At 54.5% G+C, this 20,123-nt stretch carries 27 protein-coding genes; 2 read left to right on the top strand and 25 right to left on the bottom strand.

What is annotated here, in order from left to right; all coding sequences use genetic code 11:
- Nucleotide 1: 1 nt before the first annotated feature.
- The 4 genes from M9Q49_RS34400 to M9Q49_RS34415 form a co-directional block, all read right to left on the bottom strand.
- On the bottom strand, nt 2–487 hold the full coding sequence (locus M9Q49_RS34400) for a hypothetical protein (protein WP_254513872.1): 486 nt from the start codon (nt 485–487) through the stop codon (nt 2–4).
- A gap of 370 nt (nt 488–857) precedes the next feature.
- A complete protein-coding gene (locus M9Q49_RS34405) occupies nt 858–1,283 on the bottom strand; it encodes a hypothetical protein (RefSeq protein ID WP_254513873.1) in 426 nt (141 codons plus the stop codon).
- An 8-nt stretch (nt 1,284–1,291) separates the two neighbouring features.
- The gene (locus tag M9Q49_RS34410) at nt 1,292–1,702 is read right to left on the bottom strand and encodes a hypothetical protein (RefSeq protein ID WP_254513874.1); all 411 of its coding nucleotides are present in this window, start codon (nt 1,700–1,702) and stop codon (nt 1,292–1,294) included.
- A 46-nt stretch (nt 1,703–1,748) separates the two neighbouring features.
- Nucleotides 1,749–2,639 (bottom strand): hypothetical protein, encoded by an 891-nt coding sequence (locus M9Q49_RS34415; RefSeq protein ID WP_254513875.1) that lies wholly within the window; start codon nt 2,637–2,639, stop codon nt 1,749–1,751.
- 811 nt (nt 2,640–3,450) lie between these two features.
- On the opposite strand from M9Q49_RS34415, the gene M9Q49_RS34420 reads away from it, so the two are divergent.
- Nucleotides 3,451–3,753, top strand: coding sequence for a hypothetical protein (locus M9Q49_RS34420; RefSeq protein ID WP_254513876.1), 303 nt, complete (start codon nt 3,451–3,453; stop codon nt 3,751–3,753).
- Nucleotides 3,754–4,226: 473 nt separating this feature from the next.
- On the opposite strand, the gene M9Q49_RS34425 is transcribed toward M9Q49_RS34420, so the two are convergent.
- The 12 genes from M9Q49_RS34425 to M9Q49_RS34480 all read right to left on the bottom strand — a co-directional run bounded on the left by M9Q49_RS34425 (nt 4,227) and on the right by M9Q49_RS34480 (nt 14,192).
- Complete coding sequence (locus tag M9Q49_RS34425; protein WP_449224123.1) at nt 4,227–4,652, bottom strand: phage tail fiber protein; 426 nt, start codon at nt 4,650–4,652, stop codon at nt 4,227–4,229.
- Between the two features lie 54 nt (nt 4,653–4,706).
- Nucleotides 4,707–5,168 (bottom strand): HK97-gp10 family putative phage morphogenesis protein, encoded by a 462-nt coding sequence (locus M9Q49_RS34430; RefSeq protein ID WP_254513878.1) that lies wholly within the window; start codon nt 5,166–5,168, stop codon nt 4,707–4,709.
- Nucleotides 5,168–5,476 carry a phage head closure protein gene (locus M9Q49_RS34435; protein ID WP_254513879.1) on the bottom strand — a complete coding sequence of 103 codons (309 nt, stop codon included), beginning with the start codon at nt 5,474–5,476 and terminating at the stop codon, nt 5,168–5,170. Before M9Q49_RS34435 ends, M9Q49_RS34430 begins: the two co-directional genes overlap by 1 nt.
- A gap of 29 nt (nt 5,477–5,505) precedes the next feature.
- On the bottom strand, nt 5,506–6,072 hold the full coding sequence (locus tag M9Q49_RS34440; RefSeq protein WP_254513880.1) for a head-tail connector protein: 567 nt from the start codon (nt 6,070–6,072) through the stop codon (nt 5,506–5,508).
- A gap of 261 nt (nt 6,073–6,333) precedes the next feature.
- Complete coding sequence (locus tag M9Q49_RS34445; protein WP_254513881.1) at nt 6,334–6,744, bottom strand: hypothetical protein; 411 nt, start codon at nt 6,742–6,744, stop codon at nt 6,334–6,336.
- A 514-nt stretch (nt 6,745–7,258) separates the two neighbouring features.
- A complete protein-coding gene (locus tag M9Q49_RS34450; RefSeq protein WP_254513882.1) occupies nt 7,259–7,720 on the bottom strand; it encodes a hypothetical protein in 462 nt (153 codons plus the stop codon).
- 46 nt (nt 7,721–7,766) lie between these two features.
- Nucleotides 7,767–8,201, bottom strand: a complete 435-nt coding sequence (locus M9Q49_RS34455; protein ID WP_254513883.1) for a hypothetical protein — start codon at nt 8,199–8,201, stop codon at nt 7,767–7,769.
- Between the two features lie 78 nt (nt 8,202–8,279).
- Nucleotides 8,280–9,512 (bottom strand): phage major capsid protein, encoded by a 1,233-nt coding sequence (locus tag M9Q49_RS34460; protein WP_254513884.1) that lies wholly within the window; start codon nt 9,510–9,512, stop codon nt 8,280–8,282.
- Nucleotides 9,513–9,669: 157 nt separating this feature from the next.
- Nucleotides 9,670–10,317, bottom strand: coding sequence for an HK97 family phage prohead protease (locus M9Q49_RS34465; RefSeq protein ID WP_254513885.1), 648 nt, complete (start codon nt 10,315–10,317; stop codon nt 9,670–9,672).
- A 3-nt stretch (nt 10,318–10,320) separates the two neighbouring features.
- Complete coding sequence (locus M9Q49_RS34470) at nt 10,321–12,111, bottom strand: phage portal protein (protein ID WP_254513886.1); 1,791 nt, start codon at nt 12,109–12,111, stop codon at nt 10,321–10,323.
- A gap of 34 nt (nt 12,112–12,145) precedes the next feature.
- Nucleotides 12,146–13,741, bottom strand: a complete 1,596-nt coding sequence (locus M9Q49_RS34475; RefSeq protein ID WP_254513887.1) for a terminase large subunit — start codon at nt 13,739–13,741, stop codon at nt 12,146–12,148.
- Complete coding sequence (locus M9Q49_RS34480) at nt 13,734–14,192, bottom strand: phage terminase small subunit P27 family (protein WP_254513888.1); 459 nt, start codon at nt 14,190–14,192, stop codon at nt 13,734–13,736. The genes M9Q49_RS34475 and M9Q49_RS34480 overlap by 8 nt, the downstream gene beginning before the upstream one ends.
- Before the next feature lie 368 nt (nt 14,193–14,560).
- Between M9Q49_RS34480 and M9Q49_RS34485 the strand changes: the two genes are divergently transcribed.
- The gene (locus M9Q49_RS34485) at nt 14,561–14,755 is read left to right on the top strand and encodes a hypothetical protein (protein WP_254513889.1); all 195 of its coding nucleotides are present in this window, start codon (nt 14,561–14,563) and stop codon (nt 14,753–14,755) included.
- Nucleotides 14,756–14,851: 96 nt separating this feature from the next.
- On the opposite strand, the gene M9Q49_RS34490 is transcribed toward M9Q49_RS34485, so the two are convergent.
- The 9 genes from M9Q49_RS34490 to M9Q49_RS34530 form a co-directional block, all read right to left on the bottom strand.
- The gene (locus M9Q49_RS34490; protein WP_254513890.1) at nt 14,852–14,998 is read right to left on the bottom strand and encodes a hypothetical protein; all 147 of its coding nucleotides are present in this window, start codon (nt 14,996–14,998) and stop codon (nt 14,852–14,854) included.
- A 123-nt stretch (nt 14,999–15,121) separates the two neighbouring features.
- Nucleotides 15,122–15,418 carry an HNH endonuclease gene (locus tag M9Q49_RS34495; RefSeq protein WP_254513891.1) on the bottom strand — a complete coding sequence of 99 codons (297 nt, stop codon included), beginning with the start codon at nt 15,416–15,418 and terminating at the stop codon, nt 15,122–15,124.
- A 386-nt stretch (nt 15,419–15,804) separates the two neighbouring features.
- Nucleotides 15,805–16,338, bottom strand: a complete 534-nt coding sequence (locus M9Q49_RS34500) for a hypothetical protein (RefSeq protein WP_254513892.1) — start codon at nt 16,336–16,338, stop codon at nt 15,805–15,807.
- Nucleotides 16,335–16,619 carry a hypothetical protein gene (locus M9Q49_RS34505; protein WP_254513893.1) on the bottom strand — a complete coding sequence of 95 codons (285 nt, stop codon included), beginning with the start codon at nt 16,617–16,619 and terminating at the stop codon, nt 16,335–16,337. Before M9Q49_RS34505 ends, M9Q49_RS34500 begins: the two co-directional genes overlap by 4 nt.
- Complete coding sequence (locus M9Q49_RS34510; RefSeq protein WP_254513894.1) at nt 16,616–16,834, bottom strand: DUF2158 domain-containing protein; 219 nt, start codon at nt 16,832–16,834, stop codon at nt 16,616–16,618. Before M9Q49_RS34510 ends, M9Q49_RS34505 begins: the two co-directional genes overlap by 4 nt.
- Entirely contained in the window at nt 16,831–17,121 is a 291-nt protein-coding gene (locus M9Q49_RS34515; protein WP_254513895.1) for a co-chaperone GroES, read from the bottom strand. Before M9Q49_RS34515 ends, M9Q49_RS34510 begins: the two co-directional genes overlap by 4 nt.
- A complete protein-coding gene (locus M9Q49_RS34520; protein ID WP_254513896.1) occupies nt 17,121–17,636 on the bottom strand; it encodes a DUF2158 domain-containing protein in 516 nt (171 codons plus the stop codon). Before M9Q49_RS34520 ends, M9Q49_RS34515 begins: the two co-directional genes overlap by 1 nt.
- A 44-nt stretch (nt 17,637–17,680) precedes the next feature.
- Nucleotides 17,681–17,887, bottom strand: a complete 207-nt coding sequence (locus M9Q49_RS34525) for a hypothetical protein (protein ID WP_254513897.1) — start codon at nt 17,885–17,887, stop codon at nt 17,681–17,683.
- A gap of 167 nt (nt 17,888–18,054) precedes the next feature.
- Nucleotides 18,055–20,094 (bottom strand): phage NrS-1 polymerase family protein, encoded by a 2,040-nt coding sequence (locus M9Q49_RS34530; RefSeq protein WP_254513898.1) that lies wholly within the window; start codon nt 20,092–20,094, stop codon nt 18,055–18,057.
- Between the last annotated feature and the right edge of the window lie 29 nt (nt 20,095–20,123).

The raw sequence follows: 20,123 nt of genomic DNA on the forward strand, positions 1-20,123 counted from the left end.
TTTAGCCAACGAGCCGACCTTCTTCATCGACATTGCATCGCTCAATTCCAGACAGGTCTAGTCCCCCAGCATGATGGCGCCTATGGCAGTTTCCGCACAGCACAACGCATTTATTGATTTCAGCAACTACCGCCGTCACGGGCTTTCCCGACATCTGCGAGACGCAATGTGACTTCGGTTCAATGTGGTGATAATCAAGTTGTTCAGCAGAGAACGCCTTGCACCAGCCGCAATCGGGATTCATGCAGCCGTACATCAACTTCACTTGCGAAATTAACGCATAGAACCGCAATCGCCTTTGTTGCCAAGAGCCGTGTCGGCCTTTCTTGTGATTGGGGTGGCTGGGTTCGTAGCCGCACTGTCGCCTACGAGTCTTGCGATAATCGTTGTACTTGGCCCTGTTGGCGACTTTGTACGCCCGAAACTGTTCCTTGTTGTTTGCGTAGTACGCTCGCATCCGCTCTTTGTCTTTTTCACTAACACTCATACTCTAGGGTAGTGTCATGGAGGTAATTTTTCCGTCTCGTCTTTCAGCCTGATTCCCTTGCGGGCAAACATTCTGTTGGTTTTCTCAATCTCGGCTGCAATATCCTGGTCCTCGCTCTCGTCGATGGGCTGTTCAGGCTTCCGAGGAATCGGCATCAGCGATTCGAGTTCAATGGAGTTGTCGGAACTGACGTAATGGGGAAGTGCGATAGTCGCCGTCTGTCGCCATTCGTCACCGAATGGCTCCAACCGGTAGAACGCAAATTGCTCTATGAAATCCTCGTAGGTGATTTCAGAAAGGAGCTGCCGCTTGGTCTTGCCCAGTTTGAGCGCCCAGCGAAGTAGGAAACGAAGATGCTCGTTGTCCTCGATTAGTTTTTTTTAGCGTCGGCGTCTGCTTCGACGGTTGCGTTGTCGAACGAGTGGTAGAAAGCGACATCAACCAAGCCGTTGTAGATGGCGGTTGGGAATGCGGCCACGGTGTCACGTTCGGCCAGAGAGAAGTGCGGCTCACCTGCTTCATCGCAGAGTGAGAGCGTCAGAACGTCGAGCTGCATTTCAGCATTGCGACGGTCCTCCTGATGGGCCTTGGCTTTGGCATCAACCGAGAGACTGCGACGTTCGGCCAGTGTGAGCTTCTTGCGTCTCTCTGGCTTGTCTTCAATGAACGGCCTAATGTACTTGTCGGTCAGATCGATCTTTGCGAGTTGGCCGATTCGCCGCAGGTGGAACGTATCGCTCCCAATGGTCACGGCTTTAATTGGCTCGCACAATGCGAGCAGAGTTTCTTTGTCCAATTGATTCCTTACGAGGTGACGGCGGAGCTGCCCCACGCTGGCAGTGTTACGAGGGTGATCGTGCTTGTGCCTTGGGCGTAGTTCGTCGGATTCGATTCGCCGATGTTGGTGGTGCTCATCCAACCACGGAAGTTGAGGAACTTGTTGGTCTCACCAGTGGGGTACTCGATGCTCATGGCTTTCTCAACGCCGATGTCGTTGAGCATATCGACGTGAACCGATTCGCTTAGATCGACGTTGTAGGTGATGGTGACTTCGCCAGGATCAGGAAGAGTCGGCGCTTGAACCACGTTGTCGCTGTCGAGGTCTGTGGCATCCCACTTTCCAACCGTGACATTGACGCCAGAGATGGAAACTCGATGGGCCACAATGTCTGCCCCGATACGAAACTTTGTCTTGCTGCCCTTGATGATTGCCATGAGTCCTCGTCTGAAAATGGTGACGAGGTATTTAGGGAAGGCAGTTTCAATTTCGGTGCATGAACTCGTATTCCTGCGTCAGACGGTAATATGCCGTCTGCTTTCCTGCGCCTTGCAGTTCGCACGCCTCGGACTCGCCAAGCATCGTGACAGTGAGTGTGTTCGTTTCGCCTATGGCGCCGGTAAGTCCATCGAGCACGTTTCGCAAGTGCTCACTCAAGAGATAGACCTCGGCGTGGTTGTCGCTGATGATCTCGAACTCGAACACCGGCTGCACAATGTCGATGCCGCCTTCGAGGTCCAAATCTTCGGTCGTACTCTTCCTGCGATACACAATCGCAGGAAGTTCCGAACGCTGCGGCCTGCGAAGCGGGAACAACCGGTTGTCGATGGCCGACAGACTTGGTTGAGAAAGCAAGTACGTGACTATACCTTTCTCGACTTGCTTGCTGCCGAGGTCATATGGCAGCAGCAACATCGGACTCGTTTCACGATGCAGCACATTGAAGATGAGCGTCTGTACGTAGATGGTCACATCAGAGCCAGGGTCGGGCTGCTCTGATGCTTCGCTTTGATTCTCTAACCAGACATTGAAAGCGTCCCGACTGTGCAGCATGTCGCTGTAGCCTTGCAGTTCGGCTTTGAGAGCATTCGCCACGGCGATTGCCTCTGAGTGGCTGTTGCTCATCACGTCGAACTGAATCGTGGCGAGAGCAACGCCTGCCGCTCCATCAAGATCGTGTTCGTGCTGGTAGTCGGTCATTTCGTAGAGGATGAGCGGAGACTTGGCCTTGAAGTGTCCTTGCTGAACTGCGTAACTCGGATAAATGCGACTTCCGACCAGGTCCGAGAGTTCTACACTGTGGAGCAAGTGCCAGACGGTCGCTGTAACGATGTGTTCCCACGCTGCCGCTTCAAGAGTCACGACGCCCGACATCGCCGCCGAACCTTTGGCGACTGTGTGAGCGTTCGCCGACAGTTGGGCTGTTGCTGAAAGGGTCGCTGCTCCATTGCCTGTTAGATGTCCTGTGGAAGCGAGCGAACCGGTAACGGTGAGCGATGCTGCTGCCTCTTGAGTTCGTTTCGCTGATCCTGAAAGAGAGCCGTGAGCGGTCATCGAAGCCGCTGCGGAGTAGGCCCGATTGATCCTTCCCGCCGCTGAAAGACTTCCTGAGCCAGAGACCGCCGCCGCTGCCGTTCGAGAGCGTTTTCCTTCGGCTTCCAGGCTTCCAGAGAAGGCCACAGCGGCGCTCGAAGGCTTCTGAGCGACTGCTCGGCCCTGTAGACTTCCAGCCCCCTGTAGCGTGGCTCCTGCGGCTCGGCGGCGTGAAGCACTTCCGCTGACCGTGGCCGCTGCCGTGAGCGATGATTTTCCTTTCGCCAGTCGATGGGCCGAACCGCTCAACGCACTTGAAACCGTCATTGCGGCGGCAGAATATTTCCTCTTGCCGCCGGTCGCTTGAATTGTTCCAGAGCCTGCGAGGGCCGAAGAGCCTTGGGCTTCCAAGTGAGCAGCCGAGGCAATTGTCGCCGAGGCTGTGAGCGCTGCTTGTCCTTTTGCAACTCGATGCCCTGAAACCGTCGTCGATCCTGAAACCAGCATTGAAGCGGCTGCATGTTGAATACGGTGGGCCGTCTGGGTCATTGTCCCAGTTGCGGACATTGCAGCGGCGGCAGGCTTCGTGGCCGTCGCTTCTGCCGTCAATGATCCTGAGCCGATCAAGTTCGCCTGACCATGGACAATCGCCGTGCAACTCGCCGAGAAAGCCGCAGCGCCGATCATGGTGGCGGCGGAGACCTTTCCCTTGGTCGCTTCTGCACTGCATGAAGCGTTGACCACGATTGCAGCAGCGGCATACTTCACGTTGAGTCCGCTCGCCATCAATGAAGCCGCAGCGGTGAGCGATGCCGCTCCCCTCGCTGATCGACTTGCGGCGGCTGTCAACGTACCGCTCGCAGTCAGGGACGCAGCGCCAAACTTCCCTTGTGATCCGTTGGCACTCATAGTCGCAGCACCGGTCAAAGCTGCCGAACCTTTACCGGACAAGTGAGCGGCACTTGATACGGTCGCAGTACAAGTCAGGGAACTTGCACCCTTGGCTACCGAATGACCGTTCGCAGATACCGTAGCGGCTGCTGTGATCGATGCAGCGCCGTAACGGACTTTAGAGGCGTTCGACGTGAGAACGGCGGAAGCCGTGATCGATGCAGAACCTTTAGCAGAAAGGTGTGCCGCACTTGAGACCGTGCCTGATGTTGAAAGGGCTGACGCTGCCTTGGCTGATAGATGAGCATTTGAGGCGAGCGAACCGGATACGGTGAGCGATGCCGCTCCGTCGTAAGTGGTCCCGCCTCCGCCTTCATCCTCTGGGGTGAATCCGAGAATGATGTTGCTTAGTTTGGCGTCGTCGCTGCCGAGGATTGAAGTAAAGGCCATGTCGTATTTAGGACGGCCAGCGCATGAAAAAGCCTCTGACTCGTTTCACGAGCCAGAGGCTGATGTTTGCTTCGATTGATTGAGTCACTAGGCCACGGTCACGGAAATGTCTCCGATTGCGAAAACGAGGCTGTCGCCGTCGTTGATCGTCTTAGAGCCACCGGTGAGCGTTCCTGAATAGAGCAACACGTTACCGTTAGTAGCGGCATCCACTAATGCGATTCCAACCACCGTCCCGTAGTTGCCACCGCTCGCTGTGAACGTGATGCTCGCTGCATTCGTGGCCACGCCAGTTGTGCTTGAACCTCTTGTCCAAGTCGCATCAGCAGGAGCGCCAAGACTGTAGCGGGCGTAACCGCCGCCGCTTGGCTCAACGAGTGTGCTACCTGTGCTTGAGTCCGTGGCCAGCGTCGTAACGAGGGCCAAGTAGATTCCTGAGGGCTTTGAGAAAGTGCTAGACCTCAGGATGTGGTCGATAACTTTTACTTCGCAATAGTCACTGAAATTGCTCACTGATACCTGCCTGAAAAAGGGTTTCAGGGGTATTTAGTGCGAGCGAACAACTTTCTAAGCCGCAGTCGCTCCCGATTCTCGGGCCGCTTCTTTGGCTGCTGCGTTAATGCCTTCCTTGATCGTTCTCACCATTGCGGCGGCAGCGGCTTCCTTCGAGTCGTTGAAACCTTTCTTGATGAACTCTCGGGCCTCGATCTTCGTTTGGCCTTCCTTGTTCTTCGTTCCCCATTCGAGGAACCCGCCGTAAAAAGTCGCACCCTGAAATGAGCCTTCGCCCATTTGCACGGAGATGCCTACTCGATCTTTTTTTCTGGCGAGCGTCCGAACTTTCAAGGCTTTGCGAAGCGCTCCCGTTTCCCCCTTGGGAATCAGGGCCTTGATGGCTTTCTGCGATACCTTCGCACCTTCACGAAACGCCTTCTTGAGAACCTTGTTGAAAATCTTTTTTTCAAATTCGCCAAGCGCTTTGATGAGTTGCGGGAGTCCTTCGACCTTGATCGTTTGCGGCTTGGTCATTAGGTCTCCCCGATGACTTGCACTGCCGTGATCGTCGTGCGGTCGATGTCAGGCACGACCGAGACGATGTTGAGAATCTTTGTTCCCAACTTGATGCGATAAGTGGGTAACACATCGAAGCCGCTACGGAGGGTGATCTGATGCGTAACCTCGGCCTGCAACGACTGAGCGGCGACACGCTCCCCGGCGCTCAATGCTTTGACTTCGGCCCAACGGGTTGAAACGGTTTCCCATGTTTCAATCGGGGCGTTCGTCTCGTCGTAGGTCACAACGTCTGCTGGCTTTTGGAACTCAACACGCCAACGCATCGAACCTGTTTCAAGTCCTAAGCCGTAGCTCATGCGTACTGCCCCCAGCATTCGCCCATCAGGAGCGAATCAACGGCCGGAGGCATCGGCCTTGTTCCATCACGATCCCGATAGCGCCAATCGCAATAGATGCCCATTCCGTCCTTGGTCCTGGCGGGGACTGATGACGATGTAGCGCCGTAACCAGCGATGAACGTAACGACGATGGGCGGGTCATTTTGACCCCGCACACTTGGCCACATCTGCCCGTATTTGAGCCTGATGACTCCAGGGGTGCAGTCGGTATCGACTGAATAGACGCTCGTGGAAAGCGTCTGCGTGACGCCATCAGGATCGATGTACGTGATGCTCGTGACGCTTTGCAACGGCGGGCGTGGCAGTTCGATCTCGTAATGGAAGCAATGAAGCTTCAACTTCCAAGTGGCGGTAATGAGTTGCCGAGCCTGGAATGTCTCCGCATACTCTCTAGCCGATTGGATGATGCCAGCGATGATCGTGTCCTCAGCCGTGAAGTCGGATTCAATCCGGCAATAGAGCTTGGCCTCGTCAGTCGTCAGCGGTTCGGCTGCCGGTGGTGTCACTAGCGAACTGCTCATTCTTCCGCCTTTGGCTTGCGGCAGTTCGTTCGCTTTGGCTTGGGCTGAGGTTCGACAGCCTTTGCGGCCTTCGCTTCGATGAGTGCCAGCGCCATTGCTTCTGGAAGGTCGGCTTCTTGGCCCTCGTCGAAACTGCCGACAGCGCCGTGGATTGACTTGATAAGGATTACTCGCATGGAGTATTTAGGTGGGCAGAAACGAAAACGCCCTCGGAACTCCGAGGGCGTTTGTTAGCAATCCGTGCGTCGATTCAGCAAGGGACTAGCCACCAAGCGAATCAGCCATCTCCTTGTACGCAGCAAGTGCGGCCTTGGCGTTCTCCGACGAGCCGCAGGCATCAATGAAGCCGCCGACGCTCTCAATGGCAGCAAGGGCCTTCTTGATGTCGCCGTGCTGTTTGGCGAACGCACCAGCGAGTCGCAGTTGATCCTTGAACTTCTCAACACTGCTTCCCTTACCGCCGCCGTTTCCTGCCCGAGCGTGGGAGAGAATCGACGAGACGTGCGGGGCGTTAATCTCCACGCCCTGCTTAGCCAGCGCCTCGGCGATAGCCTTCGGCGTGGCTTCTGGGTTGGCGTTCTTGTAATCCTGCACGATTTGCGCCTTGCTCTTTTCAGCAGGAGCAGGAGCGGTGACGGAGGGAGCGGCGGACTTGGTGGACTTAGCGGCCATGATTCAGAACCTTTCAGAAAACCGGTTTGCCAGAGCGAAGTTGCTCGTGACTGCGGGTATCTTGTCGGATCGAAAAATCCTGACTGCACCTCCTTCGGGGTGCATGAAAGATTTTCTCGGAAATAGTCTTTGAGAGTCAGCAATCAGTGTCTTGATGGTGAGTTGGTACTCGCTCACGCTGCATCTGCCGGTAAAGGTGAAGACACATCAAGCAGGCCATTTCCCACGGGTGAGTCTTGACCATCACCCTTACGGTTTCGAGCCAACGACGATGACTTTTGCCCATGTAAGAATGTCCTATGTGCCACGCACGGCATTCTTCACAGTGATAGGCGTTCAACACTTTCTGACAAACACGCTCGCTACTGTAGCCGTGCAACCGGATCACATGCCGCAGCGCTAGTTCCTGAGTGTCGTGCTTGATCTTCTCGCAATTCATTTACCTCCCTATGAAACTGCCCCGCCGTTCTCACGGCGGGGCAGTGTGTTTTTCAATATTGATCTGACAGGCCGATTAACCGTAACTGCCTGTCACGAGTTGGCTCGAAACGAATGCTCGGCCATCAGGCCCAGCAGCGCAAACATAGAACCCGCTCTTGGCGGTGTCCGTGATTTCAAGAGTGAAGACACCTGTTGCGAGAGTCTGAACTCGCAATGCCTTCTTGGCCGTGTAGGTGCTGAGGACCACGCCGCTTGCTGACTTGTTCGTAACAGTGCCGCTCGCAGTCGTTCCGGTCAGGCCTGCGCCGGAAGCAGCATCAGAGAGCCACACATCAAGGTGATGAACAGCAGCGGCTGCCGTGTCATCGAGGTCAGCGACCGTGATCGTCACGTTGCTGATGTTGGACGAACCTGAGGCGATTGAGAACTTGACCTTGTTCGATGTGCTGTCGCCCTTCACGAGAGAAGAGCCAGCGCCGAACGTCATTCGATTGCCGCCGTTGTCCTTGTAGATTTTGGGTGCGTAATTTGCCATGAGAAACCTCTTCGCCCGATTGGTTGCAGTGAGCGGAATTGCTCACCTAGTTACGATGAACATCGGAGCGAGAGTATCTAGTTGGCTGCGAATCAGTTTTCTGATTCACAAGATGTTCATAGAAGCGCTTGTGTGTGTCGTGTACCCGATTGCAATTCCGAAACATCTGCCGCAGGTGGTTCAGGATGCACGTTGTCATGTAGTTGAAGGCCTTCGGCTTCTTGCCGCTCTTTCCAACAAACGATGGATTGAACCGCTTGCATTTTTGGAGAGCGACACAAACGCCCTCTTGAAGTGCATCGTCGAAGTCGAGCGACTTGAACTTGAAGCCGACGATGATGTTCTCTGCCAGCACGTAGAAGTAGCGGGCTAGTTGGTCCTCAAGTTGCTTTGCTTCGCTCGTTCGACCTTCCTTTGTTGCGGCCTGGAATCGTGCGATGGTGTCTTCCAGCGTTGAGTTATCGAGATAGTCATTGGACATGGGCCTCCTTGGGAAATGAAATCGCCCTCGCCGGTCAGACCGGCGAGGGCGATTGAGTGTTTCGATCTTACGATTGGACTACGCCAACTTCACACGAGCGAAGGCTTCTTCAATGACTGGCGCACCGTCAAGGTAACGCTCTGCAATGAAGCCGATTTCGCCGGTAGCGGCATAGAGTTCAACCAATCGTTGAACGTCCATAGTGCCTCGGTCAGCAATCCAGTAATACGAGAAGTCGCCGAAGATACCGACGTACAACCCAGTCGTGAACGTGTTTGGTGCGAAGCCGCACTCATACACTGCGTTGCCCAACAACGTGTCAGGTTCGCCGAGTTGAACGCTTGGCTGCCAGCAGTAACGACCTTCGCCGTCCTTGAGCTTGCGAGCCATTGCGATACCGTCACGGTGGAACATCCACGCAGCACTTTTGCTCTTCCGGTAGACGCCCTTGACCGATGCTTGTGCATTGATCAGACCGTCGTAAGTAAAGGCTGTCGAAGTGTTGTCAGTGCTTACGTCACGACCGGTGCTGATACCGGAAGCCGAGGCGTAAAACACGCCAAGAGGCTTGCTTGAACCATCACCAGTTGAAAAGGCATTTTCTTCCGTCTCAGCGAACGTGCGACCGAACTCCTCGGCGACGACATTCTCTGGATCGACAGTTCCAATGTTGAGCAACTTTTTGGTGACCTTAACGAGCTTCACAAGTTTGTAAGGCGTCAAGTCACGACGGCTTGGAGTCGCAATTGTGGAATCAGCAGAGCCGATCAACACTTCCGTTGTCCAGGTTGCGGCGCTCATCTTGGTGAGCGTCGGAGTACCGAGCGATTTGACGTTGCCCAGTGTGCGCTTGGTGGCGAGTTGTCGAATTGGGCAGAGTTCATCAGCGGTCTTCAAGACCATTGCATTGAACTCAAGCGGTGCGACCAAGTAACCACCGGAGTTGTCGGTGTCAGCGACAAGTCCACGAGTGTCGCCGGTATTCAACCAGCGGCGGAAGCTGTCCATTGAATCCTTGGAGCTGCGGTCGTTGTTGCGACTGCGGAAGTCAGCAGCGACCTTGCGGCCCTGACTCGACTTCAATTCTTCCTCGGCCTTTGCGAGTTGCTCTTCTTGAGCGGCTTCGCCGGCCTCACCTGCTTCGATCTCATCGACCTTTTGCTTGAGTGCATCGACCTCGGCCATCATGGCTTCAAACTGCGACTTCTCATCAGCCGACATGTCACGGTTTTCGGCCTTGTGACGCTCGTGTACTTCACGTGCGTCGTGTACGAGCTTTGCTCGTTGTTCTCTTATTGCTACGGACTTCATCGTTCTCCAACTTGTTGCGAAACGGGGAAAGGCAGACTTCTGCCAACGTTGCTTGTGCTCATGCCGTAAACGGTTCGCCGTCTGGCAAGTTGCGAATCGACTGCATCACAAGCAGCCGAGAGTGAAGGCCGTCGGTAGCGATGGCCTGCGAGAGTATTTAGAGGGCCTGTGCAGAATTTCCGAGTTCGGCTTCTGCAAGGCGCAGCGACCGCTCAAGGTAAGCCAGTCGCTCAGTGTGTCGTTGAGCAATGGCGAGCATGTCCTGCCGCCATGATTCAAGGCGGCGAAGGCCAACGCTCGTGTCGGCGTAAGCGGGGAAGCAAACGATTGAGGCATCGAAAATGTCGGCCTCAATGATCTCTCGAACCTGTTCGTCCCCTTCCTGGCGGAACTCATCAACCACGACGCAGAAACCGAAACTCATCTTGTCGAGGTCACCACGCCGCAGGCTCACGACAATATCCCTCGCCTGCTGTGTGTCTGGCGGATCAATCTCAACTCGAAGTCCGATGTCATCTTCTACGAGCCGGAGAGTGCCGCTTTTGTTCCGACCGAGGGGAAGCAAGCCGGTGTTGTGGTCGTACAGCGCCATGATGTCGGCATGCGGCAGGGACTTTGTGAAAGCGCCTTTGCGGACCACCTCACGAAAGACTTTGCCTCGCTCGTGAATCACTTCACTGACTGAATCCCAGACGACGGCATAGCCAACGATCATTGGCTTGTCTTGTTCGCCTTCTACCGTGGCTGCACGGTGGAAGGCTCTTGTTTCACGATTCGGCGGGACGTTCGGCGATGACTTGTTCATGCCCTATTTAGTGGGCGATGTTGGCAAACTCTCTGGGTGTTCGGCAATGTGTTTCAGCATCATCAGAATGTCGTCAGTGCTGACTTCAAGATCGGAGGCGGCTTTCTCAAACATCGTTTCGAGTCCCTGCCCAATTTCAGGATTGGCCGCTAGGGCGTCTGTAAGCCACGCACGGCGCTCCCTCGTGATCCGTTCGGCAAGTTGTTCGGTCACTTGCTCTGGAGTGCTGGCCGAGCCGGTCACGGCGAGGTAAGCACGGACGCTCGGCGCCAGAGACTCAATGAGCAAAGAGCGATGTTGTGGATAGAACTCGTCGGCCCACTCTGCGAGATTCGGCTTCTTGATCGCTCGGCGAAGTGCGGTTGCTTCTCGCCGATTCATTCTGCCGTAAGCATCTCGAACCGTTCCCTGCACCGCTTCCAGAGCGGCGGGCGCAACTTGGTCAATGTCCCAATTAGTACGGACCTGGTGTCCGGCATTTTCTGCAAATCCTGCATTTCTCTGCGGGAAGGAATAGAGGCTCGCTTGCTGCTGGAGTAGTCCAGTGCTCGTATCGTTCGGCGGATTGGCTGGCTGAGTCACCGAAGGCTGCGGCGGAACTGGTGCGGCGCTCGCCATGTTGAGCGGCTGCAAATACACATCGCCGCCTGCAATCGGGTTCTCGTTTTCCTTGCGAAGGATGTCATTCGCCGACATCCAACCATTGTTTCTTCCAATCGCATAGGCCGTGTATCTGGTGATCATGTCGCCACGCAGCAGCCCATCAATCAAGTGCTCGCAGAAGTATTCACTGCGCTCGCCCGGCATTACGAGCTTGCGGTTGAACTCGGATTCGATTCGCACGCAAAGCGGGCGAATCGTGTGCATCGTGAAATGCAACATTGCCTGTTCGCCGTTCGAGAATGTCGAATGGCTCATATCTCCGAGAAAGTACGGATGTACCGAAAACCAGCGAGCGACCTCTGAGATTTGGAACTCACGTGTACCAAGGTACTGTGCTTCTTCCGGTGGAATGGTGAACGGCGTGTAGGTTGTCCCCTCGGTCGTGATGATGAAATTGCCAACCTTATCGACGCCTTGATGCTGCTTCTCGATGTTCTCCCGATACTTGGCGATTGCATCCGGTTTCAGTTTGCCCGGATGCGTGAAGACGCCTGAGGGCTTCGCAGAGTTGCCAAAGAACGAAGCGCCGAATCGTTCTGTGGCCGCAGTCAGTGCCAACGATTCTCTGGCCCTAGCAATCACACCGTAGCCCCGCACACCGTCAAAGCCGAGACCTGCAACGTGGATGATGTCTTCGGGCCAAAGAGTCTTGGGCTTGCCGTTGCTGATGACCTCGTAGCGCAAGTCCCCTCTCTTGTTGTAGAAAGGTGTCACTTGGCCTGGATTCAGCAGCCACAACTCAATCGGTCGGCCTGCGCCGTCACGAACAATCTCGGCGTATCCATTTCCGTGCAGCAAAACATGAACGAGCAGGGACTCTCGAAACTGCAACGCCGAACTTTCGGGGTTCGGCTCATCGTGTACCAAGTAATAGAGAGGATGCTCAGCGGCCCGTCGCTTGCCGCCTGTAGCGAGCCGTTGATAAACGGGGAGCGGAAGACTTGCCACCGTTCCTGCGATGACCGTCAGTGCAGCCGAGACGGTACTGAGATTTACTGCCGTGTGTTCGGTAATCTCGATTCCAGCAGCCGTTGGTGGTGACCACCACAACGGCTGCGAGGGATTGACGCCCGAAATATCTCGCCACCGGAAACTGCTGACACGCTCAAAGAGATTTGATAACCATTGCATCCCGTATTTAGGGGCGTGGCTTACTTATCTCCGGCTAATTGAAGGCCGAGCCGCCGTCATCGGCGATGGCGAGGCCGACAGACATTACGAGACTGATCCAAGCATCCACTTTGTCGGATGACTTCTTCTTGTTGATCCTGATGTTCATGTAGGGATCGGAGTCGATGACGATGTTTCCGAACTGCCACTCCATACACTTGTTGCCGTCGTGGAAAATCTCCTGCCGCAGAATCATCCGTTCAAGCGCCTGCGTCGGTTCGTTCATGCGCCCGAAGTTCTGTCGGAAGAACTCAACCTCGATTCCTTCATTGACCAAATCTTGCGCCAATTGAGAAGCGTTCATCGGATCAATAGCGAGCTTTTCGATCTGATATTCCTGGGCGATGTCGATGATGTCGGCCTTGATCTGCTCATACGAGACAGCGTTGCCGTCCGTCATCTTGATTAGCCCCGCCTTCTTCCACTGCTGATACCACGGCTCACGTTTGCCGTTGATCGTTTCCTCGCAGCACCACATGAACGGCTTCACTGCGTAGCCGTCTTCGGTCTTGAAGAGCAAAACCAGGGCGCTGATGTCATTCTGAATGCCCAAATCGAGTCCGGCCCAGCATTGCTGATGTTCCAATGACTCCCAATCGAACTTCTTCCGCTCACACGCTTGCCACTGCGCCGCACTCAACCACTTTGTTTCCTGCTCGGTCCAAAGATTGAGCCGGAATCGCTTGAAGGCGTTCTCTTTGCTTGGGCTGTCTTGAGCCTCTTTGCATCGTCGGGCTAGGTCGGCCTCACTGATCGTGACGCCCATCGACGGATTGGCCTTCTTCCAAGTTTTGGGAGAAGTCCAATCGTCTTCTGGACTCGCTTCTGCGATGAAACCGAAGAAGCAAGTGTCAAGAATCGTGCCTTCATTGACTTTGCGTGCGTACTCTACCTGCTCGTAACAGATACTCTTGCGGTCATGCCCCGCAGTGGTGAGGCTGACCATGAGACTCTGCTCTCTCGCAGCCCCGCCATAAGTCAACGTATCGAATAGGTCACGACTTTTCTGCCGATGAAGTTCGTCGAATAAACAGCCATGAATATTTTTACCGTCAGCGTTGGCGGCGATGCCCGATAAGACCTCGTATTTGCTCTGGCTCGCCCGATGCACGATCACGTTGTTCAGGATCGTGAAGCGATGCCTAAGTTTCGGACTCGCAAGGATTGCTCTCTTGGCTTCGTCAAACACAATTTTGGCTTGGCTTCGATCCGTAGCCACCGAGTAGATTTCAGCGACCGGCTCCCCATCAGCACAAAGCAAATAAATCGCAATTCCGCTCCCAAGGGCGGATTTCCCATTCTTCTTGCTAACGGCAAATAGTGCGGATGTGAACCTACGGACATTTCCACGACGCCAACCGAACAGCCTCATCAATTCCCGACGTTGCCAACGCTGCAAGATGAACGGTTGGCCTGCCCAACGACCTTTCGAGTGCTGGAGATAGTTCTCAAAGAACTGGCAAACGTGATTTGCCGCCGCCAGATCGAACGTGCAGCCCTCTTTCAGCGCCGCCGCATCAATTTTCCCGTACCAATCGACGTGTTTGGCAATCTCTTTCTGGCTCGTGAGCCTCGTTTTCGCCTTACCCAACGTTCCTCGATGCTACGAACTGGGAAAACTCGTCGGCCTCTGGCGTGATCGTCGTCTGAATATCCACTCGATGCCTTGAGGCCGGCGTGAAACCGAACTCAATCAGCAGCGCCCGGCACTGCTTGGCCGCTTCGTCGCTGATTTTTGCCCACGGCGAGAGTCTTAGAAAACCGTTCGCCTCAAAGACTGGGCCTTGCTCATGGAGTTTCTGCTCGGCCTGCACGTATCTGGCCCAACTCAAGCAGTACATGGTGAGGGCTGCGCCGTCGATGGTCGTGAGAATACCCGCTTTGTCGAGCAAGGAAATCATCCGCCGCCATTCTGCGAGGGCCTCGCCTCGCAGAATCGGCGGCTGTGCGGGCATTCCCTTGATGGAATCGGGATCAGCGGTGATCGGGCGTCGGCCTGGGTTGCCCTCGGTGACTTTCTGGGCGTTTGTCTTGCGTCTCATGCGGTATTTAGGTGAGCAAAAGCAAACATCGCATTCCGAGGCATTGCTGTATCAGGGCGATGTCGCTCGTGCCGCTAACCTCGGTGGCATTGTTAGTGTCCCTAATGGTGCTTGAAGTTTGACCCCCTTACCGCAGATGCTTCAAAAGGAACGTCGATCTCTCCAAATCGACCGTTAACTTTCAGGTATCCGTTGAACGGAATCCCGATTTTCGAGATTGAGCAGGGATTCGGGAACCAAACTAAAAAAACGGCGTCTAAAGGTTAGGAAGCGGGCTTGCCTGGAAACATGCAAGTATCTGTCAATTGGCGTAACTCATTACCTAGAATGCATTTATAGCAGCGATAATCACGAGGGGCAATTTACAAATGGAAACCAATCACGTTTGGCTTGCGGCAATCCTCGTCGCTGGAGTCTGGGGATTAATGTTTCTGTGTGTCTTCTTGTTCAAAATGAAGACGCTTCGACCAAAGAAGTTTTCAGGAGGTGTCAGTGTTGGCAAGATCATCAGCGCCAACTTCGCTTGGCAGGAGCAGGAAGGGGACAACCCCAATGACACCTAGCTTTTCACTTCCAAACATTGCGCAAAAACACGCAACACTGGGCTACGGTGTTGGGGGTCAGGGCTGGAGCTTCACGACCGGCATAGGGGGGGCGGGTCAGATTGACTCGTCCCCATTCAGCAATTCGCTGATCGGAGCGCCAATGATGCGTTCGATCTCGTCAACATCGACGCCGCTCGCATAGAGGAAGTTGTCGATTCGCATTCCGCTTTCGAGCCACGATGTGATTGAGCCTGAAATCATGTTCGCCAGCCTCTCGTTTGGGAACTCCTCGCCAGTGTTGAGAACTACGAGCGAAAGCAGACCAACGGCAACTGAGATTTCACGATGAGACTTGTTTGTCATGCGGTAACTGAGTGTGACCGCTCACAGATTCCCCTTCGCTCGATTCTCGGCCATCGTTTCCTTGCTATGGCACGACTGACATCGTGACGAAAGGTTCTCAGGGTCGAAACGCAAATCCCAATGCTCGGCCACCGGCTTCAAGTGGTGCGTCTGATTGGCGGGTTCTTTGCAGATCGCACAGAGCGGGAACTCTCGCAAGTGAAACTGCGAGAGTGAGCGCCACGCTTTGGAATTGCGGAACTTGATGATTGCGGCTCGGCCTGCGTTGGCTGTTGTCGGCGGAACCTTGGGCTTGAAGTAGGGTATTCTTTGAGGCATCACATATTTAGGCCTTAGCGCTAGTCATAATACATTGAATATAAAGTAATTGAATTGTTGCTATATGCGAATCGATGTCGCAGGAGCAGAGCAAGATAGTTGTGGAACGCTAGACGCCGGCTTGCGTCTAACAGGATGGCGAACTCTCCCGCCTTCCGGGGGGCAACAAGAGATTTGTTCCTAAGGGGCGGTTGCCAGATTTTCCATTGCACTTAAAAAGAGGCCATTGCGGGCCACAAACGCAAAGGGGATCGGAATGAACGGCTGGCACTTTGGGATTGCCGTGCTTGTTGTTGGCGCTGGGCTGTACATCGCAAGACTCGCATTTAGCAAGGTAAGCAAGTCAGACGAGTTTGAAGTGAAGTTCGGCCTGACCGGCATTCATATCATTCGCCGAACTGTGGCTCAGGCGGGTTCAGTCGCTCACACCCGTTGTGCGGCTCTGGCGGATTCCTCTGCAACATCGGAACGTCATCAGGATCAAAGCCGAAATGCTCGCAATAATCACGATGCGTGCGATTGTCGAGTTCGTCCGGTGTCATCAAATCAATCTCACGCTTTATCAACATCGGTCGGCCTGAAAGAAACCAGTTGTTGATCCAACTTCCGGCTGACGCCAACATTCTGCGGAAGTCATTTGACGTGACTGGCGCCAGAGGGATATTGCGTTCTCTCCGTTCTCTGTCGGTGACTAATCCAGGCATAGCGTGCGTTACTGCCCAGCATTCGTACTCGCCGTCGATCCTGACTCGGAATGAACATTCATCAGCGCCACGTCGCATGATGATTTCCGTCTCAACACTACGGTCCTTGTCGATGGTGAAATCAGGTTCGATGCGATGAGAGACGGTGGTGCTTGGTTCTCTTGGCTTCTCATCCTCGTCGGAGAAGAACCACGGCCACGGCCACGGCCAAATCATATTGACCCGTCCTGCGGCTCTGGTGGATTCGCCTTCAAGACTTCTGCGTTGGCGGTGAGCATGAGGCGTGGTTGCGGCGTGGTAGTAATACCTTCGGGCAACATCACAAAACGTGGCAGCGGTAACTTGCCCCACCAAAGTGCTTGGGCAATAGCCTCGGCGGCTTCCTTGCGCTTCTCTTCATTCCACGACTCGAAGCTTCCTAATACGACATCGCCCTCAGCGGCCTTGGGCGCTTGCTCGCTCTGCACGATGGGGTGGCCGAATAGTGAATCGCTCATACTCGGTACTCTTTCTTCTTGTCGTGCCACGTCGGCTTGGTCGTCGGCTCCACAAGCGTGAAAAACAACTTGTCACGATGCAGCGTGTTGCCATCGAACCACGACACCAGCAGCCCCGCAGGCGTTACCGTCTCGACTGTCATCGTTGGCCCGCCGCTCTTTAGGCGAACTAGATCGCCAGACTGATAAAACGGGTTTGGTACTTCCTTGTTCATTGGTCGCTCACAATCGCCAGAACATCGGCCTCTCGCAGAATCTTTATCTTGTCGCCGTCGTGCTCAATGTCAGTCCCTGCATAGTTGAGGAACACGACTTCATCGCCGACACGCACGCTCAAAGGTTGGCGTTCTCCGTTCTCTAGGAAGCGGCCAGGGCCACGTGCGATGACTCTGCCAGTCTTGGGGGCTTCGACAGATTCAGCAGGCAAATATAAGCCGCCTGCGGTTCTTGTCCTTGGCTTCGGTAGTTCAACAATGAGCCTGTCGTCTAGTGGTTTCAACATTACTTCACCTCGTCGCTGTGGTCGTACTGCACGGTCATTGTCCTGTAACCGGCAATCTGATGGTCGGTTCTCACATCGCACTGCACGATGCGTTTACCTTCCAACTCTTTGCTAATTCGCTCGTACATGTATGACCCAACTCGCTCCACAGCCTTCACAGGCAGTGTCGCTTGACTTACGGAACCACCTCTCTGCCAACTCAGAATGAGCCAACCGAACCTCTCCCTGCTATGCTGCGCCAAACCAATGAGGCTAAGCGTGGCATCGACTGCAATCACTGTCATGTTCTCGCCCCCGCTCTTGAGCCGTACGACATCGCCGACTTCAAATGCCTGCTCCTTCGGCTTCTCTGCGTCGTCGATCTGCTGCTTGAGCGATTCGATCTGATCCATCAAGTCGGCGAACTGCGAGTTCTCATCTGAGGTCATCTCTCGATGCCCTGCTGCGTTCCAAATATTGCGGGCGTCATGTACGAGGGCGGCACGTTGTTCTCTGAGTGAAATTGCTTGTTCCATCTATGTTCCTTTTGCCCATTCGGGCGTCTTATTTGTTGTCGTATCTATGCAGCAGGATCGGGAATGTACTCGCCACGAAAGAACATTCGGCGGCGCTTTCTTTGCTCATCAAACCGGTCAAGCGCTTCGATGATCTGCCTGCCGAATCGTCCCGCAATCTGGGCCATTGAAAGCCGAGCGGCAGCGAGGGCTTTCAATTCGTCCGGCTCTATTTCCCACACATCCGTCAGTCCAAACTGCACTTGCTTCATGTGTTAAGTGAGTGTGTCGCCATCATTCTCCCCCCGCATGTTTTTTTGTCGTTTCCCACGCTGTCGGGGGCAAAGCTGGGGGGCAGTAATCATCATCCTCCCCCCGTAGTAGTCCTAGACTACGGAGGGGGGGGAAGATGATACTTCCCCTAAAGCCCGCAAGTGAATTAGGCTGGTAATACCTTGTGTTGATCGATTTGTATGTCAGTTGTATCCATGCGTGACCATAACATTGACTTCCCAGCACGCTCGACATTGACAACGCTACTTAACAGCCGCTTGACCTCTGGCCGCTCATTCTTCTTGCAGATCGTACCGGCCACAATCTCGTCGATTTGCGCACTCGTGAGTTGCCGATCAGACATGATGCGAACTACTTCCCCGACACAACGCCAAAGGTCTGTGGGCTTGGTCTCCTTGCCGCTTCGCTCCCAGTCGTCAGCAGTGCCACGATATTGAAACCTATCGCCTTCAAAGGTCGCTACTTTGATCGGCATGGCTTTGGTGTATCGTCCTTCAAGATCGACGTAGCACACGTTGGACTTCTTGGCCATGTCTCTGGAGAAAGTACAACTATGATCGACAGCAGCCTTGAAGTCGGTGTATCCCGAAATACCGCCTGTCTTGTTGCAGTGATGAATCACGATGCCTGACCAACTGCTGTCGTGACACCAATCTTGAACCGGTCGTAATATCTGGCCGACAGTTCCGCCGTTTTCCCAATTGGGGTCGATCTTGGGAGTCTGATTGAACGCCCCACGGCAGGTATCAACGACGACCAATCCCGGCTGGCCATACTTGTCTTCAATTGGCTTTGTTGCCTCCCTGATCCAGCCAGCATCGAGGAATAATGGACATTTGCCATTCACGCCGTCCTTGCCGCCACGGCATTTGTAGTTGAGGTACTTCGCTGTTGGCTGAGGATCACGTTCCCCAAGGAATGTGAAGTACCAACTGTGGACGTAGTTGCGGCGGTTCTCGAAGTCGAGATACAGAATGGGCACGGCAGGGCCTGCGCATCCCCCAAGGAACGGCTCGTTGTAAATGATGGACTGCATCGCCCAGATTGCGAACAACAACTTGCCGCATTTGCTAGGGGCTGCGAGCGTCATCAGATCGCCCCTAGCGATGAAGTCCTCAAGCAGCCATTGTTCCTGCTTGCTATCAAGGAAGTCAGGGGCTGTTATGTCAAGCCACTCGATGACGGCAGGTTTCTGAATGTCAGTTTGGGATGCCGCAATAATGGCTTCTTGCTCAGGCGTGATCGTGGTGTCGGCTTCATAGGTTTCCGCTCCAACGGCTTCAATCGCTTTATCGATTGTGGGCACACGATACGATCCTCGCTCCCACTTATCACGCATCAGGCCCGATTGGCGGAACAGTGCGTCGATCCGCTCGGCGTCGTTGCCAGTCCAGAAAGCAAGTTGATTGCAAATCGCCTGATCGGCAGACGAACGATCAAAGTCGTCGTGATCCGACGGATAGAGTTTTCCGAGGGCAGTTGAGTCCGCATTCCAGAGCGCCGAGAACTTGTCGCCGTTGGCTGCGGCCTTTGCTCGCTCAAGCAGTTCGCTATCCTCGATGTTGTTCGGCCTTGCCGCCGCTGGGGGCATCGATTCCTTCGCAGGCCAGAGGGCTTCGCAGAGTTTGTTGAGTTGCTTTTGCCGGTCGCTGACCGGCAAAAGCTTTCCCTCGAATGGATGCCCCGTAATCGTGAGAAACCGCCCTTCGTCGTATATCTCCACCTTCGTGGCGTTTCCCTCTTTGTCCGTAACTGTCTTGACGCATTTGGAAGTCGGCTTGATCGCCTGTGTGATGATCCTCAGGCCCTTCCCGCTCGGAGAGAGTTCCGTATAGGTCTGGGGCAGAGCGCTGGCTACAGCGCTTCCTACGCTGTTTAACGAGCCATTAGTGACGCACTTATCGACATCAATTCCGGTCAGGCCTGAATCAGTAACTACGAATCCCAAGCCGTCAAAGAGACCGTTTTCGTAGGCGGCTTTTGCATGGTCGAATGTTGCCCACGTCTGCTGATCGGTGCTGCTCGCCTTTCGACCATTAGACTGATAGGGGACTTTTGTTGGACGCCCGCTGACTTCTTCGAGTCGCCACAAAACCCACTGAGGTTTTGAGGTCAGGGCCTCAGGGAAGTTCTCGAAGATTGGCGCAAGTAATTCCGTCGCCGTGACGATATTATAGGTAGACATATTGGTGTTGTCCTTTCAATGTGTTGCAG

Source organism: Anatilimnocola floriformis, from assembly GCF_024256385.1.
Classification (GTDB): domain Bacteria; phylum Planctomycetota; class Planctomycetia; order Pirellulales; family Pirellulaceae; genus Anatilimnocola; species Anatilimnocola floriformis.